Annotated in this window: 15 protein-coding genes; 10 read left to right on the top strand and 5 right to left on the bottom strand. The window is 74.9% G+C overall.

Features of this window, described 5'->3' with window-relative positions; genetic code table 11:
* Positions 1-23: 23 nt before the first annotated feature.
* Positions 24-617, bottom strand: coding sequence for a maleylpyruvate isomerase family mycothiol-dependent enzyme (locus tag IE170_RS28795; protein WP_189812406.1), 594 nt, complete (start codon positions 615-617; stop codon positions 24-26).
* Between the two features lie 71 nt (positions 618-688).
* Between IE170_RS28795 and IE170_RS28790 the strand changes: the two genes are divergently transcribed.
* Together IE170_RS28790 and IE170_RS28785 are read left to right on the top strand one after the other, a co-directional pair.
* Entirely contained in the window at positions 689-1636 is a 948-nt protein-coding gene (locus tag IE170_RS28790) for a LysR family transcriptional regulator (protein WP_189812405.1), read from the top strand.
* Positions 1637-1795: 159 nt separating this feature from the next.
* A complete protein-coding gene (locus tag IE170_RS28785) occupies positions 1796-3637 on the top strand; it encodes a glycoside hydrolase family 15 protein (protein WP_189812404.1) in 1842 nt (613 codons plus the stop codon).
* A gap of 27 nt (positions 3638-3664) precedes the next feature.
* Here the strand turns inward: IE170_RS28785 and IE170_RS28780 are convergent, their stop codons facing one another.
* Positions 3665-4396, bottom strand: a complete 732-nt coding sequence (locus IE170_RS28780) for a hypothetical protein (protein ID WP_189812403.1) — start codon at positions 4394-4396, stop codon at positions 3665-3667.
* 112 nt (positions 4397-4508) lie between these two features.
* On the opposite strand from IE170_RS28780, the gene IE170_RS28775 reads away from it, so the two are divergent.
* Complete coding sequence (locus IE170_RS28775; RefSeq protein WP_189812402.1) at positions 4509-4991, top strand: Imm50 family immunity protein; 483 nt, start codon at positions 4509-4511, stop codon at positions 4989-4991.
* Position 4992: 1 nt separating this feature from the next.
* Complete coding sequence (locus IE170_RS28770) at positions 4993-5379, top strand: Imm50 family immunity protein (RefSeq protein ID WP_189812401.1); 387 nt, start codon at positions 4993-4995, stop codon at positions 5377-5379.
* A gap of 195 nt (positions 5380-5574) precedes the next feature.
* Here IE170_RS28770 and IE170_RS28765 read toward each other — a convergent pair whose 3' ends face one another.
* Complete coding sequence (locus IE170_RS28765) at positions 5575-6105, bottom strand: GNAT family N-acetyltransferase (protein WP_189812400.1); 531 nt, start codon at positions 6103-6105, stop codon at positions 5575-5577.
* A 253-nt stretch (positions 6106-6358) separates the two neighbouring features.
* On the opposite strand from IE170_RS28765, the gene IE170_RS28760 reads away from it, so the two are divergent.
* Positions 6359-6862: a tetratricopeptide repeat protein gene (locus IE170_RS28760; protein ID WP_189812399.1), complete on the top strand. Its 504-nt coding sequence runs from the start codon at positions 6359-6361 to the stop codon at positions 6860-6862.
* A gap of 74 nt (positions 6863-6936) precedes the next feature.
* On the opposite strand, the gene IE170_RS28755 is transcribed toward IE170_RS28760, so the two are convergent.
* The gene (locus tag IE170_RS28755; RefSeq protein ID WP_189812398.1) at positions 6937-7422 is read right to left on the bottom strand and encodes a cation:proton antiporter regulatory subunit; all 486 of its coding nucleotides are present in this window, start codon (positions 7420-7422) and stop codon (positions 6937-6939) included.
* A gap of 279 nt (positions 7423-7701) precedes the next feature.
* Here IE170_RS28755 and IE170_RS28750 point away from each other — a divergent pair, with 279 nt between their 5' ends.
* Complete coding sequence (locus tag IE170_RS28750) at positions 7702-8373, top strand: response regulator (RefSeq protein WP_189812397.1); 672 nt, start codon at positions 7702-7704, stop codon at positions 8371-8373.
* Here IE170_RS28750 and IE170_RS28745 read toward each other — a convergent pair.
* Positions 8360-9049, bottom strand: coding sequence for a TetR/AcrR family transcriptional regulator (locus IE170_RS28745; RefSeq protein WP_189812396.1), 690 nt, complete (start codon positions 9047-9049; stop codon positions 8360-8362). The two genes, IE170_RS28750 and IE170_RS28745, sit on opposite strands and share 14 nt — an antisense overlap.
* A 94-nt stretch (positions 9050-9143) precedes the next feature.
* Between IE170_RS28745 and IE170_RS28740 the strand changes: the two genes are divergently transcribed.
* The 4 genes from IE170_RS28740 to IE170_RS28725 form a co-directional block, all read left to right on the top strand.
* Entirely contained in the window at positions 9144-9662 is a 519-nt protein-coding gene (locus tag IE170_RS28740) for a hypothetical protein (protein WP_223855760.1), read from the top strand.
* A 185-nt stretch (positions 9663-9847) separates the two neighbouring features.
* On the top strand, positions 9848-10822 hold the full coding sequence (locus tag IE170_RS28735) for an SAM-dependent methyltransferase (RefSeq protein WP_189812395.1): 975 nt from the start codon (positions 9848-9850) through the stop codon (positions 10820-10822).
* 194 nt (positions 10823-11016) lie between these two features.
* The gene (locus IE170_RS28730) at positions 11017-12498 is read left to right on the top strand and encodes a hypothetical protein (RefSeq protein ID WP_189812394.1); all 1482 of its coding nucleotides are present in this window, start codon (positions 11017-11019) and stop codon (positions 12496-12498) included.
* 584 nt (positions 12499-13082) lie between these two features.
* Positions 13083-17582: DNA-binding protein (locus IE170_RS28725; protein WP_189812393.1), on the top strand; the 4500-nt coding region annotated here is incomplete at its 3' end.

Genomic DNA, 17582 nt, shown 5'->3' with positions numbered 1-17582 from the left:
ACCGGCACCGCCGCGCCGCGGGGTCACCCGGGCCCCGGCCGCCCGGGGAGCCGACGGCCGTACGCGAGCAGCAGCAGCTCCTGCGCGGGCCGCTCCACCACCGGGGCCCCGCCGCCGTACGACCAGTCGAGGTCGGTGGCCCGCAGGCCCCGCCCGGCCAGGTCCGCGCCGAAGAACCGCAGGGTGCGCGGGGCGACCGTGCCGAGCACGATCCGCAGCCGCTGCGGCGGGACGCGGCGCCCGAGCCCGAGGGCGGACGTGATGTCCAGCCCGTGGACGACATCGTGCGCCAGGGCGGCCGCCTCCCCGCCGACGGGCGGCTTCCAGGGGTGCTCGGCGTTGTCCCGCAGCGCGGCGGCCAGTTCCGGCGGGGCGAGGGCCGCCGCGTCACGGCGGGCGAGCCGGTCCGTCATCCGGTGCAGGCTGCCGCCGGACCGGGCGAGCTCCCGCACCGTCCGGCCGAACGAGTACCGGAAGCCGAGGCTCATGTGCGCGGCGACCTCCCGCACCCGCCACCCCGCGCACAGGCTCGGCGCGTCCCACGCCCACTCGGCAAGCCCGTCGAGCACATCGGCCAACTCGCGCCGCTCGGCGGCTATTTCGTTACGCACGTCCATGATCACCAGGGTTCCGGGTCCGCGCCCCGAAGTCCAAGACCGAGGACTTCTCGCGGCTAGCATCACCGCTTATGGAGCTCCGCCAGCTGAAGTACTTCGCCGCCGTCGTCGAGGAGGGCGGCTTCACCCGGGCCGCCACCCGGCTCCACGTCGCACAGCCCGGAATCAGCGCCCAGATTCGGCAGCTGGAAAGGGAGTTGGGGCAGCAGCTGCTGGACCGCTCCGGCGGGAGGGCGACCCCGACGGCCGTCGGCGAGGCCGTCCTGCCCTTCGCGCGGGCGGCCCTCGCCGCCGTCGAAGGGGTCCGGCGGACCGCCGACGAGTTCGCGGGCCTGCTGCGCGGCCGCGTCGTCGTCGGAGTCGTCTCCGGGGCGATCGGCGAGGGCTTCGACATCGCACCCGTACTGGCCGGCTTCCACGCCGCGCACCCGCACGTGGAGATCGCGATGACCGAGGACACCTCGGAGCGGATGCTCGCCGCACTGCGCGGCGGGGGCGGACTCGACCTCGCGGTGGTCGGCACCAGCGCGCCCGGCGCCCCGCCGACGGGCGTCGGCCTGCGGACCATCGTCGACGTGCCGCTCTGCGCGGCAGTGCCCGACGGGCACCCGCTGCTGGAGCCGCCCGGCCGCACCGAGCTGCCGCTGGCGGACCTGGAGGGGCTCCCGCTCGTCAGCCTGCCCCGGGGGACGGGCATCCGCGCCGCCCTGGAACACGCCTGCGCCGCCGCCGGCTTCCGGCCGCGCATCGCCTTCGAAGCCTCCGCGCCCGCCCAGGTCGCCCGGCTCGCCGCCGGCGGCCTGGGCGTGGCCGTCGTCCCGGAGCCGGGGGCGGGGGCAGGGCCGGCGGGCCCGGGGACGGAGACGGGCGCTGTGGCGGGGCTGCGGATGCTGCGCCTGACCCGGCCGGCCCTCCGGGGCCGGGTCGCCGTCGCCTGGCCGGCGAACGGCCCCGCCACCCCGGCGGCCCGGGCCCTCCTGGCCCGGCTCTGCGCGGCGTTCCCGGAGGCGGGCGCATAGAGGCCCCCGCCGGGACCACGCGGCACCACCCGCACCACCCGGCACCACCCGTACGGCCGAAGGCGCCCGAGCGGGGACGCGGGCCGCGGTGCCGGGCCCCGGCCGCGGCCGTAGCGTGAGGGGCAGGGGCGGGCCGCCGGCAGCCGCGAAGGGACTCGCATGCGTCGATATCCGCCGATCGGCGACCACGGGCTCATCGGGGACCTCCGGACGGCCGCGCTGGTCTCCTCCGAAGGCGTGCTCGACTGGTACTGCGCCCCGCGATTCGACTCGCCCAGCCTGTTCGCCTCCCTCCTGGACCACGACCGCGGCGGCCACTTCGCCGTCACCGCCGACGCGCCCGGCGCCGTCGTCCGCCAGCTCTACCTCGCGGACACCGCCGTGCTGGTCACCCGTTTCATGACGGAGGAGGGCGTCGGCGAGGTCGTCGACTTCATGCCCCTCGGCGAGGCCGAGGCGCCGCCCGACCGGCACCGCATCATCCGCATCCTGCGCGTCACCCGTGGAAGGGTCCGCTTCCGGATCGACTGCCGGCCGGCCTTCGACTACGGGCGCGCCGCGCACACGACGGACTTCCCCGTCCCCGGCACGGTCCGCTTCACCGGCCCGCAGGAGGCAGTCTTCCTGCAGACCGCCGGACCCGTACGCCTCGCCGGGGACGGGCCGGCGGGCGTACGGGGCGGGGCGGAGCTGGGGCAGGACGACATGGCCGCGGCCGTCCTGACCGTCTGCCACGACCCGGCGGCCGAGCCGCCCGACCCGCCGACCGAGGCCGACATCCGCCGCGCGTTCCGCTCCACGTACGGCTACTGGCACCGCTGGCTGCGCCGCAGCCGCTACCGGGGCCGCTGGCAGCAGATGGTCAACCGGTCGGCGATCACCCTCAAGCTCATGACGTACGCCCCGACCGGCGCGCCCGTCGCCGCGGTGACGGCCGGCCTGCCCGAGCAGATCGGCGGCGAACGCAACTGGGACTACCGCTACACGTGGGTCCGCGACGCCTCCTTGTCCGTCAAGGCCCTGGTCGACCTCGGGCTCGACGAGGAGGCCGACGCCTTCCGCCGCTGGCTCGGCGCACGCGTACAGTCCGGCCGGACCGTCACCGGCGAACCGCTGCAGATCATGTACCGGGTCGACGGCGACCCCCGCCTCGACGAGGAGGTCCTCGACCACCTGGAGGGCTACCGCGGCTCCGCCCCGGTACGCATCGGCAACGGCGCGGCCGAGCAGCTCCAGCTCGACATCTACGGCGAGGCCGTCTTCGCCCTCAGCCAGGCCCGCGACCTCACCCAGCTCGCCGGGTACGACGGCTGGGTGCACCTGCGGGAGCTCCTGGACTGGCTGACCGGCCACTGGGACCGGCCCGACGAAGGCATCTGGGAGACCCGCGGCGGCCGCCGCGACTTCACCTACAGCCGGCTGATGTGCTGGACGGCCTTCGACCGCGGCATCCGGCTCGCCACGGAACTGGCCCGGCCCGCGGACACCGCCGCCTGGACCGCCGCCCGGGACGCCGTCTTCCAGCAGATCATCGACCGCGGCTACAGCCCGCGCCGCGGGGCGTTCGTCCAGCACTTCGACGGCGACGTGCTCGACGCCTCGCTGCTGCTCATGCCGACCGTCGGCTTCGTCTCCCCGAAGGAGCGCCGCTGGCTGTCGACACTGGACGCCATCGAGGCCGACCTGGTCTCCGACAGCCTGGTCCACCGCTACGACCCGCGCGAGGCACCCGACGGGCTGCGCGGCGCCGAGGGCACCTTCTCGCTGTGCACCTTCCTCTGGGTGAGCGCCCTGGCACGGGCGGGCCGGCTCGACATGGCGCGCTACGCCTTCGACAAGATGCTGACGTACGCCAACCACGTCGGCCTCTTCGCGGAGGAGATCGGCCCGACGGGCGAACAACTCGGCAACTTCCCGCAGGCGTTCACACACCTGGCCCTCATCACGGCCGCCCTCGCCCTCGACGAGGAACTCGACCGCGAGGAACACACCGACCGCTGACGCGGGCGGCGCCACCGGCGCGGCCGCTCACACGCCGCCGCCGGCGCCGGAAGCGGCCGCCTCGTAATGCCTCGCGTACTCCTGCAACGCCGGGGCGGCCGCGTCGCCGCTTCGGCCCCCGTTGGCGACGTCCCAGAGGACGTTCTCGATCCAGAACCGGTGGGCGAACGCCTCGAAGGACTCCGCGCACCGGACGAGGGCCGCCCGCTGCTCCTCCGGGTCCGCGAGGTCCGTGCCAGTGGGCCGCCCGGCCCGGTGCGCGTCGTACACGTACTCGTACTCCAGGTGCGAGCACACGACGAACGCCTCCCCGCCCGGGCGCAGGTACAGGTACCAGATGACGCAGTCCTGCTGGTCGCGCAGGAACCGCACGAGGAACGCACCGGGCTCGACGGGACTGGGCAGCGGTGCGGACAGATCCGTCCGGCAGGCCGTCACGGACACCTCGTCGAGCGCCCGGTGCAGCCGCGTGCCGGAGTGGAACGCGGCGAAGTCCCGCGGCAGGGCCAGGCCCTCCGCGGCCAGCAGCTCCCCGATCCCCGCGACCCGAGCGGCGCGCCCGGGCTCGTCCACCCCGACCCCGCCGAGCCACTCGAACTCCCCGGTGTACAGGGCGGGATCCAGCGGGGGCAGGCTCTCGTACGGGTAGCACTCGTAGGTCCCCTCGCACGCCCGGTACGCCCCCAGATCGGTCCCGCACCAGGCAACGGCAAACACGGGCGCGGCCCCAGCGGCCGCCGCACTCTGCTTCTCGGACATCGACTTCCTCACCCACACGACGCGCGACATCGGACCGGCGCAGCATCGCACCCCCCGCCGACATCGCACCCCGGCGGACGTGCACAACACCGGCGGCAGGCAGACTACGTCCATGAGGTGGACTGATCTCGTCGTGAACGAGGACCTCCGGGCACGCTACGGCGAGCTGCCGGACCTGACCGGTGTCCGCTTGCGTGCGGTGCACCTGGACGGCTGGGGCGCGACCGTCACCCTGCGGTTCGACCTGTCCGCCCTCCCCGAACGCCGGGAGGCCGGCCCGGGCGACACCATGCAGTGCCGGCTGCAGTTCTTCATGGTCCGCGACTTCGTACTGGAGGGCTGGCGGCCACCCCTGACGGCGGACATCGCCCTCACAGCACTGCCGGAGCACCGGCTGGCGGTGGAAGTGACGGCCCCCGGCGCCATCGCTTCCTACACGTCGAACGCCTCACTCACAGTCGGCGGGTTCAGCGTGTTCACGCGGGACGCGGACGGCGGCGACAGCGGCCGCCACCACTTCTCCCGCCCCTTGGAGCACAAGCTCCACCCGACGATCCCGCCGCCCCACAACACCACCTTCCACGGACGGGTGTGACATGTCCGAACCGCTCACCTGGCCCGAGCTGCAAGCCCTGTACGGCACACATCCCGTGCCGGACCTGAACACCTGCCACAGCTTCCACGTGCACGTCGACGAACGCGACACGTCGGTGACGCTCGGCTTCGAAACGCAGCAACTCCCACAACACCCGAAGCCGGAATGGACGGCGAAGGCGTACAACACCCTGTGCTTCTGGCTGGAGTTCAGCGGCGTGGCCGACCTCCGGGTGCACGGCATCCTGGCAGAGGCGGAACGCTCGGTCCGGATCACGCACGGCGACCTCATCCGGGTCGCGATCCACAGCAGCACCCGCTCGATGGCCTTCACCGCAAGGGCCGCACGGGTGTCCCACACCAGGGTCTACCTCCAGGGACCGATCTAGGCCTGTCCGGTGGGCCGTGTTCCCCGGGCATGGGGCTGTCTGCCGCTGGTGAGGAGGGCCAGGTCGTGCTTTGGGCCGGCACCGGCCTCCCGCAGTTGCTCAGCACGACGCCGCTCACGAAGCTGCGACTCGCACCGGGCGAGCCACGGATCGGACGCGTGGCTCTTCTGCGGGGCCGAGGTACCGGCCCGAGCCTCAGGGCCTCAGCAGTCCGCCCACCCACCAGTCGTGCGGCTTTCCATCGTTGGCGATGCTCCGATTGCGCAGAGTCCCTTCGACTGTGAAGCCGAGCCTCTCGGCGACGGCACGCGAGCCGGTGTTCCCGACCATGGCCCACCACTCGATGCGGTGCACGTCGAGCGTGGCCCAGCCCCAGTCGCACAGGGTCCGGGCTGCCTCCACCGAGTACCCGCGTCCGCGCTGCTCCTTGACCGCCCAGAAACCGAGCTCCCAGACGCCGCGGCTGACGAGGGTCAGGCAGTACGAGCCGACCAGGGCGCCAGTGTCCTTGCGGAACGCGCCGAGGGTGTAGTCCCTGTCCTCGGCCCACTGGGCGGGCAGCTCCTCACCGACGAGCTTCTCGGCGTCCGCACGCCGGTACGGCACCGGCACCGGGGTGTAGAACTGGATGTCCTCGTCCTGGCAAGCCCCGTACACCGCATCCACGTCGGCAGGCGTGAAGGCCCGCAGCACCAGACGGTCGGTCTCGAGAGTCACTGGATCCATCGCGGCAGTATGACCACCACCAGCAAGCGGCGACCAGTGAATATCCCGGCCAGGCACCGCACATCACCACGCCCCGGGCCGGTCGTCGCAAGGCCCCGGATCAGCTACCCCGCCCGGACGGAGCCTCACCCGCCATCAATCGGGGCCGAGCCGCCATGGTCGACGGACGCGGATGTGGAGGATTCGACCGCAGGCCGGGACCGGCGACCGAGGGGGTGGGTGCGGCTGGGTCCGGTGTGACACCGTGGGCGGCATGGGCAACGATCGCGAGAGGGACGCGGCGCTGGCGCGAGCGGTACGACTGCGGGAACAGGGGCAAGCCGAGCAGGCCCGGGAACGACTGTTGGAGCTGGTCGACCGGTATCCGGAGGATGCCGAGATCGCCTACCAGACCGCCTGGGCACACGACGTTCTCGGTCTGGAACGCGAAGCCGTCCCGTTCTACGAGCAGGCCCTGGCCGGCGAGGGCTTGTCTCCCGAGGACCGTCGCGGGGCTCTTCTCGGGCTTGGGAGCACCCACCGGGTTCTGGGCTCCTACGGGGTGGCAGCACAGACGCTGCGGCGCGGGCTTGCCGAGTTCCCCGACGACCCGGCACTGCAGGCCTTCCTGGCCATGGCGCTGTACAACCAGGGCGAAAGCCGGGAAGCAGTGCGACTGCTGCTGAAGACGCTGACGGCCACGAGCAGCGACCGACGGGTGCAGGCCTACCGGCGGGCGATCGAGTACTACGCGGACGATCTGGACGGTGTGCAGTAGAGGGACGAGGGCCCGCCGGCGAGGCGAACCCCGCTTGTCCGATGCGGGGTTGGCGCAGCCGCCTGCCTGCGCTTCTACCTGCGGCCCAGGAGCTCTGCCGCGGCCTCGACGCCCTCCCGGGTGCCGATCACTATCAGGGTGTCGCCGCCGGCCAGGCGGAACGCCGGGGGCGGGGACGGGCGGGCTTCCGCGCGGCGGAGGACGGCCACCACCGAGACGCCCGTCTCCGTCCGCATACGGGTCTCGCCGAGCAGGCGGCCGTTCCAGTACGAGCGGCCCGCCAGCTCGATGCGTTCCGCGACGAGGCCCAGGTCGTTGGTGTGCAGCAGGTTGGGGCTGTGGTGACACGGCATCAGCGCGTCGGCGAGGGCAGCGGCCTCGGCTGCCGTCAGGTGCAGCGAGGCGGCACAGTCGTCCGGGTCGTCGCCCCGGTACACGCTCAGCGTGCGGGTGCCGTTGCGGTGGGCCACCACCGACACGTGCTGCTGCTCCTCGGTCGTCAGGTCGTGCTGGACTCCGATCCCGGGCAGTGGTGTCGTACTCGTCCGCTGAGCAGGCACGGCCCATCCCCTCGTGTTCGTTCCGTGCTGGACGCCGGCGCGAGCCCATCGTCCCATCTTCCCGGGGGCCGCAACACGGGTGTCATCACGGACGGGGCCGGGCGCCGCGGCGCGGGTGTCCCGGCGGGGGAGTAGGCTGCGGCTGGGTGGCAGGTCAGGCCGTCCGGAAGGCGTGGACATGGTGCCGTACCGACGTCGGATGGCGTGGGCGATCGCCTCGGGGCTCGCGGCCGTGGTCGCGGTGCCGGGTTCCGGCGTCCGTACCGGGGGTGCCGCCTGATGGGCGGGCCGGGCGCGGCCGAGGCCGCGCGGATCCTGCTCGCCGACGACCACGCCCTCGTCCGCAGCGGCGTTCGGCTCATCCTCGACGCCGAACCCGACCTGCAGGTCGTCGCCGAGGCCGGCGACGGGGCCGAGGCCGTAGCCCTCGCCCGGCGCGATCCGGAGCTCGACCTCGCCGTCCTCGACATCGCGATGCCCCGCCGCACCGGCCTCCAGGCGGCCCGGGAGCTCGCCCGGCTCCGCCCCGGACTGCGCATCCTGATGCTGACCATGTACGACAGCGAGCAGTACTTCTTCGAAGCGCTGCGCGCCGGCGCCTGCGGGTACGTCCTGAAGTCCGTCGCCGACCGGGACCTCGTACAGGCCTGCCGGGCCGCCCTGCGGGACGAGCCGTTCATCTACCCCGGTGCCGAGACCGCGCTGATCCGCACCTGGCTCGACCGGTTCCGCGAGGGCAGGACGCCGCCCGACCGGCCCATCACGGAGCGGGAGGAGGAAATCCTCAAGCTGGTCGCGGAGGGGCACACGTCGAAGGAGATCGGCGACATCCTCGTCATCAGCCCCAAGACCGTCGAACGGCACCGCGCGAACCTCCTGCAGAAGCTCGGCCTGCGCGACCGCCTCGAACTCACCCGCTACGCCATCCGGGCCGGCCTCATCGAGCCGTGACCGGGGTGCAAGGTGCGGCGGGCGGCAGGCCCAGGACGCCGCGTACGGCGCGCTCCGCCAGCTCGACGTCGTGCGGCGGGCCGATCAGGTCGTGGCTCACGAGCCCTTCCATCGCGCCGAGGCAGGCCCGCGCGGTGTCCGCCGCCGGCGGGCCCGGCGGGATCGCGCCGCTGCGCCGCCCCTCCGCGATGCGCCGCTCCACGTCGCCCGTGAGCTTGCCGAGGATCCGGCCCAGCTCACGCGCCACCGAGTGGTCCCGGCCGGCGAACTCGATCGCCAGCACCCTGATGACCCCCGCCACGTCGCGCCGGCAGTAGACGGCGTGGCCGCGCGCCATCAGCATCAGCCCGGCCACCGGATCGGCCTCGGCGGCCGCCGGGTCGCCGACCTCCGCCGCCCACGTCTCGTCCACCCACCGCACCACCGCCAGCGCGAGCTCCTCCTTGCCCGCGAACTGGTGGTACAGCGCGCCCCGCGTGTATCCGGCCTCCGCGGCCACCCGCTCCAGCACCAGGTTCGCGTACCCGTGCCGGGACAGGCCGCGCGCGGCGGCCTCCAGCAGGGCGCTGCGAGTCCGGGCACGCCGGTCGGCCTGGGTGCGGCGGCCGGCGGCCCGCTGGGTCGGGCGGCGGGTCTCGGCCCCGTGGTCGGCCCCGCCGTCGGCCTCCGGGCTCATGGGGTCGACCCCTCCGTCTTACATACAGTCATGTACGTATGTTACGTTGCCGATCGGGATTCCGGAATGGAAAACCGCCCGAAGGGAGAAGGCCATGACGGTCGATTCGGAAGCAGGAAGCGAAGCCGGCGGCGCCGTACCGGCGGTGCGGCAGCACCTCGTCCTGCCCGACGCGGTACGCCGCCTCAGCACACTCGCCGAACCCGACTACGCCGACCTCTTCACCCTCACCACCGCCGGCGTCGCCGCCCGGTCGCCGGAGCAGTGGGCGTGCGCCGTGCTCGAGGACGCCGCCGGCTGGCAGGGCCAGTTCGTGTGGCGCCGGATACTCGGCCTGCGCCTGCAGGGCCGGCCGACCCCCGGTTGCGTCGCCGGATGGGAGATCGACGGCCGCGGCGACGACTGGATCCGCCTGGAAGCGCACTCCCGCATGATCACGAGCCAGCTCGTGCTCCGCGTGGAGGAGGGGCAGGCGTCGCTCTCCACGTTCATCCGCTACCGAAAGCCGTCCGGCGCCCGCGTGTGGACCCGGCTGACGCCGCTGCACCACAAGTTCGTGCCCGGACTGCTGCGCGACGGGCACCGGATCCTGCAGGACGCGGCGGCCGCCTGACATCGGGCGGGCCGCCGGGTCGCCCGACCGCCGGGACCCTCCCCGTCCGCCGACCCGGCCCGCGGCCCGGCCCCGCCGCGCCCGTACGCCGCCGCGGACGCCCTCGGGTGGGCGACCCCCCGTTTATTCGGAGCCGGGCCCCGGAAGGAATGCGGACCCCCGCACTCCTCCCCGGACGGTGAGCGTTGAACCGAGCGAAGCACTCTGCAATCGGCTACAAGGGCAGCTCAGACGAGGCGATCCGGCACCACTACGACTTCCTCGGGGACTTCTACCGGCTCGCCCTCGGCCCCGACCTCGTCTACTCCCTCGCCCGATGGGAGGACGGCGACACCCTGGAAACGGCACAGGTCCGCAAACTCGACCTGCACGCCCGCGCCGCCCGAGCCGAGGGCGCCTCCCGCGTCCTCGACGTCGGCTGCGGCTGGGGCAGCATGATGCACCGCCTGACCGAGGTGCACGACGTCCGCCACGTCGTGGGCCTCAACGTCAGCGCCTCCCAGGTCGAGTACGTCCGCAGCAGGGAATGGCCCGGCTGCGAGGTGCGCCTGGAAAACTGGATCGACCACCTGCCCGACGCCCTGTACGACGCCGTGTTCGCGATCGAGGCGATGGAGCACTTCGCCGGCAGCACGATCCGCCGCTCCCAGCGCGTCGCCCGCTACCGCCTGTTCTTCGAACGCTGCCACGGCTGGCTGCGCCCCGGCGGACGGCTCGCCGTCCAGTCGAACGCGTGGAACGCGCGCGGCTGGCTGGCCTCCATGCTGCTCCCGGCCCGCATGCTCGACCCGGACGGCGGACCCCAGGGGCTTCGGCTCGGCTTCCGTCCGCGGGACGTCCGGGACGCCGTACGCAATCTCCGGGAGGGCCTGCACTCCTCCCGCCGGGTCTTCCCCGAATGCTTCGTGCCGACCCGCTCCGAGCTCGTCGAGGCCGCCCGCGGCCTGTTCACCGTCGCCGAACTGCGTGACGACCCCGATGACGGGGCCCGCACCCTCCAGTGCTGGATGGAACGCTGCATCGCCCACCGCGACCAGGGCGCGCGGCTGATCGGCCGCCAGGCCGTGGACGACCTCATCCGGGAGCAGCGGGCGACGCTGCGTTTCATGCGCGAACACCGGTGCACGGTGCTGCGGATGGCGCTGGAGCGGGTCGACTGAGCGGAGGGTCGTCGTTTGCCCGCTGATTCGGGGCCGGCCGGGTGTCCGTCACCGGCTGATCTTCGGCTTCTGCTCCGGCTCCGGCTCCGGCTTCCGCTTCGGCTTCGGCGCCGGCTCCGGCTCCGGCTTCGCCGGGCGTCGCCTTCGTCGTTGGTGCCCGTCGGCGCCGGGCCTCGCCACAGGAAGGATCGGACATGGCCGCAGTCCCCCTGGCCCCGCCGGCCGCCCCGCCCGTCCGGGGGGCGTCCGCCCTGCCCTGGACGGCGGGGCCTGTCGTCGCGTTCGCGCTCGTGCAACTCGCCGTCGTCGTACCGGGCTCCTCGCTCGGCTGGGACGAGATCGTCTACGTGAGCCAAGTGCAGCCCGGAACTCCCGCCGCGTTCTTCTCGGCGCCCCGGGCGCGGGGCATCTCGTACCTCGCCGCGCCCGTCGCCGCGCTCACCACCTCGACCACCGCGCTGCGCGTCTGGCTCGCGCTGCTCTCCTCCGGTGCACTGTTCCTCGCCCTGCGCGTGTGGCGGCGCCTCCTGCCGCCGCCCGTGCTCGGCTGCGCCGGGCTGCTCTTCGCCGGACTGTGGGTCACCACCTACTACGGCCCGCGCGCCATGCCCAACCTGTGGTGCGCGCTGGGCGCCCTCGCCGCGGCCGGCTGGCTGCTCCGGGCGGAGCGTCCCGGCGGGGGCGGTCGGGCCGCCGCGGTCTGCGCGGGCGGGGCCGTCGCCTTCGTGACGGTCATGCGGCCCGTGGACGGGGTGTGGCTGGCGCTCCCGCTCACCGGCGCGGCCCTGCTGACGGCCGGCCTGCGGCGGCCCCTGCTGTGGGCGGCGCCGTCCTTCGGTGTGCTGGCGGGAGCCGTGCCGTGGGTGGTGGAGGCGTACACCTCGTACGGCGGACTCGCCGCCCGCCTCGCCCGCGCGAGCGAGATCCAGGGCGGCATCGGCGCGCACTTCGCCGTCGACGACCACGCGCGCAGCCTCGTCGGAGTGACCCTGTGCCGGCCCTGCGACACGGCCTGGAACCATCCCTGGACGGCCGCCTGGTGGCTCGTCCTTCCGCTGCTCGTCGTTGCGGGCACGGTCGCGGCCCGCCGGGCCGGCCGCGGCCGGACGGCCGCCGTCGTCGCCGCCGCCGGGGTCTGTCTGGCACTGCCCTACCTGTTCACCGTCGACTACGCCGCCCCGCGCTTCCTGCTGCCCGCCTACGCCCTGCTGGCCGTGCCGGTCGCCGAGTGCGTGGCGGCCGCTTTCGGAGTCGTACGGGACCGGGCGCGCACCGCCGGCCGGCGCAGGGCGGCGTACGGGGTGCTGGCCGGCGTGATCGTGCTGCACGCCGCCGTACAGGCCGCAGTGCTCCTCCGCGTCAGCGAACGCAGCCGCGACCGGCACCGCGAACTCGCGGCCGCGGCCGCCGCCCTGCACCGGCTGGACGTGCGTCGCCCCTGCGTGCTGAGCGGGGACGAGGCCATCCCGCTCGCCTACTACACGGGCTGCGCGTCCCGCCAGGTCGGCGGCCACGACGGCAGCACCACCGCCGACGGGCTGGCGTCCCTCGGGCGGCGGATGCCGGTCGCCGTGATCACGGCCGCGGGCGCCGCCCGGGCGCCGGAGTACGCCCGGGCCTGGCCGGCATACGTGCTGCCCGGGGGGTATACGGCTCGTGTGGCGCCCCGGGGGTGAGGCGGAGCGGGGGTGTCGGTTCGGCAGGAGCCGGCCGGTCGGGGTCGGTGGGTGCGGGGGGTGTCCCGGCAGCCCATTGTCCTTCCGGGGCGGGCCGCCCTGTAAAGGGCGCTCCTCCTTCGTCGTCGCGTCGCTGCGCGATGGCCTTCGGCCACCCTTGACAGGACGACCCGCCCCGGAACGCCAACAAGCTGCCGGGAAGCCCCCGGGGGAATGGCCTGGAGGGACCATGGCCTGCCGGGCGGATCAGAGCCGCTGCTCTCCCGCCCCGGCCGCCGCGTCCCGCACCACCGGCATCAGCAGTCCCTGATCGGCGCCGGGGCCGGCGACTTGTCGCCTTGAGCCTGGCTACGGGGCCGTCTCGGCGGTCGGGGTGGCCGTGGTTGCGGGAAACGCCGTTCAGGACGTCGTCGGGAGGCAGGGACGCGTCGGAGCGCCCGGGGGATCGGCGGCTGACGCTCCTCGGGGCCGGCGGTGTCGCTGTCGGTGGCGGCCGTTAGGGTCCCGCTGACACCGCAGGCCGGACGGCATTCGCCGGCACGCCGGGGAGGGCGGTGGCACACGGAACAGGGCGAGGACGCGCGATGAACACCATGACGGCCACGAGTACCGACGACGCCACGCCCGTGTGCGGTCCCGGAGCCGCCCTGGGCGGGTCCGGGGACGCTGATGCGCGGGCGGCTCGGGTGCTTGATGCCGGGGGCGTCGTGCCCGTCGGACAGTTCGGGGAAGTCGGGCAGGTCGGGGCGGTGGAGGTCGCCGCGCGGCGGTACCGGCATGGCGGGCTGCCCGACGGGCGGGTCGTGGTGCGGTTGGCGCCCCTCGGGCGGGGGGACTGCGAGGATCGGGCCGCCGCCTTTCTCGGGCTCGTGCGCGACGGTGTGCCCGCCGTCGTGGGGGTGGGTCGGGAGACCCCTCTGCGCTTCCCCGACTGGGTTCTCGTGCACCACCCGGAGTGCGGGAACCAGGCTTTGGCCCTCGTGCCCGAGTTGGAGATCCTGGGGCGGCAGGCCAAGAGCCGGCCCAAGGCCGCCATGAAGGCGTGTCGGCGGCTCGTCGAGCGGCTGGCCGCCTCCGTGCCCCTTCTGCTGCCCTTCGTGCTGGAGGAGGCCGCGCGCGGTTTCCTTGCCGCGGAGCAGCCCGCCATGGCCGGCCAGCTGTTCGCGCAGGCGCGGAAGAGCGAGGCCGTACACGGCCTTGGTGTCGACCAGGACCGGGTGGACGCCGTCTTCCTGGAGTTCGCCCTCGCCGGTGCGCTGCCCGTGCGGGCGCTCACCGGATACGCCAAGGACCTGGAGCAGCGGCTGCCCGCGGACGTGGCCTACGAGCGGTTCCGCCGGCTGTGCGTGCGCCGTACCGCGGGCGGCACCGCGCCCGCCACGCAGGCCGCCGCCGCACTGCGCCGCCTGGCGCGCGCCGCCGGAATCGACCCCGCCGCGGCCGAGCGCGAGCACGTTGCCGAACTCCTGCGGCTGCCCGCCACCCGGCACGCGACCGCCGCCTGGTGGCGGGCCCACCGCAGCGCCCTCGCCGACCTCGCCCGGCGCGACCCCGCCGTGCGGGGCACCCTGCTCGCGCTCACCCCGCCCGTGGATGCGGATGGTGAAGACACCGTCGGGTTCTGGCTGGACCTCCTCCGGGAGACCGGCGCCACGGACGGCCTCGTCCTGGAGGCTGCGGCCGAGGAAGAGCGCAGTCCCGACGGCACCGCCGGCTGGCTGGAGCGGCTGTGCGCCGCCCGGCGCAGCGGCTGGGGCCCGCGCCCCGGCCTGCCCGCGCTGCTGGACCTGGCCGAGCGCTGCGCCGGGCGGCTGCGCGCCGAACTCGCCGAACGCGGTGAAGGGCTGCGGATCGGCGGGGCGGACGTGGATCTGCTGGATCTGCTGCTCGTGCTCGAAGTCCCTGTTGCCGCCCCCGGTGCAGGCGACGCCCTCGCCCTGGAGGACTGGGCCGCCGGGGAGCAGCGTCGCGACCTCGGCGGCCTCGCCGCCGACGGGCGGTTCCGGCCCGCCTTCGCACGGGCCGCGGACGCCCTGCCCGACACGGAGGCCGCCAGGACCGTTCTGCGCCGACTGGCCGCGGCCCCCGGCGGCCGCATCCTGCTCGCCGACTGGGTGCGCGGGCTGGCCCGTGCCTGTGCCCGCACCGGGCTGCCGCACCTGCCGGCGGCGGTGGGCCGCCTCGCACGGCTGCCCGCCGGCATTCTCGCCCTTGCCCCGGAGGAGGTGGCGGAGGCTGCTGCCACCGACCTCGCCGACCTCCTCGCCCGCAGTGTGCGGGGTGGTCTGTTCCAGGAGCTGACGTGGCCCGCCTGGGAGGAGGCCCTTGCCGTACTCGCCCCCGACGGCGACCGCCGTGAGGTGAGCGTCACGAGCGCCTGGCCGCACCTGGTGGTGGCGAACCAGCGGCACGTGCGGGTGATCGACGCCGAGGGCACTGTTCTCGTCCACGACCTGCGCATCCCCTACGAAGCCGGCCATCGCACCCTCGGTCTGCACTACGTCGACGGCGAGCTGCTGGTCTGCTGGCGGTACTGGAACCGGCCGGGGGAGGCGAAGGCCTACTGGCACAGCGCTCCCGCGGACGTCTTCACCCTCGACACGGGCGGCCGGTCGGCCTGGCGGCTCGGGCCGGAGCACGCCGGGCTGCCGCTGCCGGGTGGCGGCCGCGCCACCGGGGCGGGCGTCCTGCGCCGCGGCGACACGAGGTTGCCCGTGGAGCGGCCGGTGATCGGCGACGGGCGGGCGTACTGGGCCTGGGACGAAGCCGGCGTGGACGGAAAGCCCGGCGGGTGGGCAGAGTACGATCCGGCCGCGGACCGTCTCGGACCGCGCTCCCTTCCGGCCTTCCCCGGCGCCGCGTCCTGCCTGCCCCCGGGTGCCGTCCTGCGCGAGGAGGACTGTCGGCTGCGGCCCGGCGTCGTGGTCGGGGGATCCGTGCTCTCCCCGCCCGTCGGCGGACTGCTCGGCTGGCGGGTTGCCGAGCTGCCCGACGGCGGCTGGTGGGGCGGCGATGCCGCCGGACGCACCGTCACCGTGCCGCAGGGCGCCGAGGTGCCGTTCGGCGCCGCCGTCTTCCCCGGCGACGGCCGGCCGCGCGCCCTGTCGCAGGTGTGGAGCGAGTTCCGCATCACCGATCCGGACGGCACCGTCACCGCCGACACGCGTACGGGAAGCCGGCCCGCCGGCCTTCCCGCCGGAGCACCGCCGATGCCGCCCGCCGACCACTGGTACTGCCTGCGCCCCCGCGACCCGCACGGCTCGCTCGCGCTGCGGGGTGTCGACGCCCCGGCCGCCGCCGCCCTCATCGCCGCCGGCAGCGCCGCAGCCGCCGGCGGGTCGGCCCGCGCCGACATCGCCGAGGTCCTGCTGCCCGTGGTGCGGGACGCACTGCCGCAGGTCACCGACCCGGTGCTCGTGCGGGGTGTCGTCGACCTGCTCGCGTTCACCCTTGATCAGCAGAAATTGCTGGACCGGGGCCTCGGCGCCGGCCGGGGCGATGAGGCGGAGCCGCAGGAGCCGGACGGGCCCGATGACCGGATCATCGGGCTCGCTCTGCGGGGCATCAGCGGCATCGTGCACCGCGACTGGGTGGGCCGCGGCGCCCACGCACTGTCCGCCACGCTGTCCGCCTTCGCCGCGGCGGCCGCCGACACCGCCGCCACGGCCGTACCCGGCCGCCTCCACGGCGACGTACCCTCCCTGCCGTGGTGCACCGTCGCCTGGCTCCCGCTGCTCGGACAGCCCGGCGCCGTCGCCTACCGGGCCGCCGCCGCGGCCACCGGTGACGAGGAGCGGGAGGCCCTGCTCGGGCTGCTGCGGGCGTGGGACCGGCTCGGGCTGGACTCCGCGGCCGCCGGGCGCTGGCGCAGCGCCGTCCTCCATCTCGACGCGCGCGCCCTGCGCCGGCCCGACGGCACCGAATCGCAGCCCCAGCACCGCGGCTTGCTGCCGCTGGGCGGCGGGGCCTTCCTCGCCACCACCGGGCCCTGCACGCCCGTACCGGACGGCTATCGGATCGAGGGCCTCCAGTACGACCCCGAGGGCCGTTTCGAGCTGCCCCACGCCTACAGCGCCCGCGCCGTCGAACCGCTGGGCGACCCGGAGCGGGAGGCCGGCTGGCTGAGCCGGTTCCTCGACGGCGCCGCCGAGCGCGGGCCGGTCCCCTGGACACCGGCGGCGGCCGACGCGTTCGCCCGGCTCACCGGCACCACCGACACCCTCGCCCGGCTCGTGGTCGCCGGGCTCCCCGCCGTCGACAGCGACGACCGCGGCTTCCTGACCGCCGAACAGCGCACCCTGCTCGACGTGCGGGCCGCCGACGCCGAAGCCGCCCGTGCGGACCTCCGCTGCCTGCCCGCGGACGTGCGGCGTGCCCTGGTGGCGGCGCTGCTGCCCCGCGACCCGGCGCGGCTGTGGACCGACGGCCCGGACGCGGCCGCTGCTGCGGAGGTCTGGAACCGTCGCGTCGGCCGCCGCACCCGCATCCCCGACCGGCTCGCCGCCGAAGCGGCCCACGAGGTCCGTACGTGGTGGCCCGCCGTGCGCGCCCTGCCCGCCGTCCTCGACCCGCAGAACGCGCCCGAGCTCAGCAGCGACGCCGAGTGGGAGCTCGGCCACGACCGGGCCGTACCCAAGGGCCCCGCGGCCGACGCCTTCTCCGCCCGCGTCCTGCTGGGCGCCGTCGCCATGACCGCGTGGCTCGCCCACCGGCTGCCCGCCGGCGACCCCGCCCGGAGCCGGCTGCCCGCGGCGCTCGCCGCCGTACGGGAGCGGCTGGCGGCCCCCGGGCTGCTGCTCGACCTGGGCCGGCGCGTCGACCTCCGCGAGCTCCGCAAGGCGGCCGGAGCCCCGACCCGGACCGACGGGAGGGCCGAGGAGTACGGGGCCCTGGTGACCGTTGCCGACGACAGCAGGTTCATGCCCGCTCTGCGTCCCGCCCTGCTCGACTCCACCGGCGGCGATCCGCACGTGGCGCTGCTGCGCGGCACCGCCCAGCAGCCCCTTCCGGTCGAGGTGGCGCTGCGGTGCGTCCACGATCCGCGGTTCGCGGCGCTGCTCGCCGATCCGGGGGCCCCGGCGGCG

It is taken from the genome of Streptomyces toxytricini (genome assembly GCF_014649915.1).
Taxonomy (GTDB): Bacteria; Actinomycetota; Actinomycetes; order Streptomycetales; family Streptomycetaceae; genus Streptomyces; species Streptomyces toxytricini.
The sequence above is the reverse complement of the archived record's forward strand: the minus strand, read 5'-3'. Positions and strand labels throughout refer to the sequence as shown.